Genomic DNA, 1,350 nt, shown 5'->3' on the forward strand with positions numbered 1-1,350 from the left:
GCCGAGCGGGGTGAGGGTGTAGCCGCCGTTGCACAGCACCTCGGCGGGTCGAGCCTCTTGGAGCTCTGTGAGCCTTCAGGGAAGATCCGACTGGACCTCGGTCAGTCGATGCCTTCGACGATGCGGAAGTCGCGCTCGACGCCGTCGGCGAGGGCGACCAGCGCCTCCTGGTAGGCCGCACTCTCGCGCGCCGCGACAGCCTGCTCGAAGCTGTCGAACTCGACCAGGACGGTGCGCTCGGCGATTCCGGCGTCATACGGCACGACCCGACCGCCAAGGACGATGGTCCGGCCGCCCGCGGGCTCGACGGCCAGATGGGCCAGCTTGTTGTAAGCGGCCAGCTTCTCAGGGTCTGAAATGGTGCGGTAGACGCTGACCCAGTAGCCCTTGGGCATGGAACCTCCAGTGTTGGGATGAATGCATCTGGCTTAGATCAGTGTGCGGAGATCGGCTCGGTGCCGGGTTCAAGGGGCAGGCGGAGCGCCCTGACGGCGAACGATATGGCGTGGTACCAACCGCAGATCAAGACCAGATCGAGTGCGGCATCTTCATCGGCGACAGCGACCAGGTTCGCCCAGGTGTCGTCGGAGAGGTCAAAGGTCGCATGAAGCTCGTCGACCGCTTCGAGCACGGCACGATCGGTGGTGTGCCAGCAGTCGTCCGTCGGCCTTCCCTTCGCGAGGGACGCGAGCTGCGCCGTGTCGAGTCCCGCATTCTCGGCGAAGTACGCGACGTGCACAGCCCACTCGTAGTCGGCGCCACACAGTGCGGTGGTCCGGTCGATGACCAGCTCGCGCTGGCGCAGAGTGAGCGCGGAGCGCCGAGAGAAGTAGTAGCTTCCCCAGCCCGCGATGGAGCGGGCGAGCTCGGGCCGGCGGGCCCACACCCGGAACAGCTGGATGGGTGAATGCCCGAGGAGCTCAAGGGCCTCGCTGGCTCCCTCGCCATAGGGCGGCGAGAGCGGCTCGATGCGAGGCTGCTTCGATTTCAGAGGCATAGCGGGACGTTAACATTGACGCTTCGGAAAGGGAAGCAGATGACACGACCAACACCACTCCCAGGCCGCCGGGTCCGCGGCTCGCACACAGGGCGCCCGATCATGGCGCTCCTGGACCTCTTGGGCCGACGCTGGGCGCTGCGAGTCCTGTGGGAGCTACGGGACGGCTCATCTCCGACCTTCCGCCAGCTCCAGCAACGATGCGGCGGCGTCTCATCAAGCGTCCTGGCAGACAGGCTTCGCGAGCTTGGACAGGCCGACCTCGTCGAGAACGCCGGCGAGGGGTACCTGCTCACTGAACAGGGCAGGACCCTTCAAGAATCTCTCGCCCCGCTCGATGATTGGGCCTCCGG

General features: G+C 66.2%; 3 protein-coding genes. 1 reads left to right on the plus strand and 2 read right to left on the minus strand.

Annotated features, from left to right (window positions below; all coding sequences use genetic code 11):
• Positions 1-101: 101 nt before the first annotated feature.
• Both ACLQ2N_RS35895 and ACLQ2N_RS35900 read right to left on the minus strand, forming a co-directional pair.
• Positions 102-395 (minus strand): DUF1330 domain-containing protein, encoded by a 294-nt coding sequence (locus ACLQ2N_RS35895; RefSeq protein ID WP_425819979.1) that lies wholly within the window; start codon positions 393-395, stop codon positions 102-104.
• Positions 396-433: 38 nt separating this feature from the next.
• Positions 434-997: a carboxymuconolactone decarboxylase family protein gene (locus ACLQ2N_RS35900; protein WP_425819981.1), complete on the minus strand. Its 564-nt coding sequence runs from the start codon at positions 995-997 to the stop codon at positions 434-436.
• 102 nt (positions 998-1,099) lie between these two features.
• Between ACLQ2N_RS35900 and ACLQ2N_RS35905 the strand changes: the two genes are divergently transcribed.
• Positions 1,100-1,350: winged helix-turn-helix transcriptional regulator (locus tag ACLQ2N_RS35905; RefSeq protein WP_425819983.1), on the plus strand; the 251-nt coding region annotated here is incomplete at its 3' end.

Source organism: Streptomyces sp. DT224 (genome assembly GCF_049844595.1).
GTDB lineage: Bacteria > Actinomycetota > Actinomycetes > Streptomycetales > Streptomycetaceae > Streptomyces.

Bases quoted from the DNA above. Each gene is read 5' to 3' on its own strand.
- ACLQ2N_RS35895 (WP_425819979.1), bottom strand. From the start codon at position 395: ATGCCCAAGGGCTACTGGGTCAGCGTCTACCGCACCATTTCAGACCCT.
- ACLQ2N_RS35900 (WP_425819981.1), bottom strand. From the start codon at position 997: ATGCCTCTGAAATCGAAGCAGCCTCGCATCGAGCCGCTCTCGCCGCCC.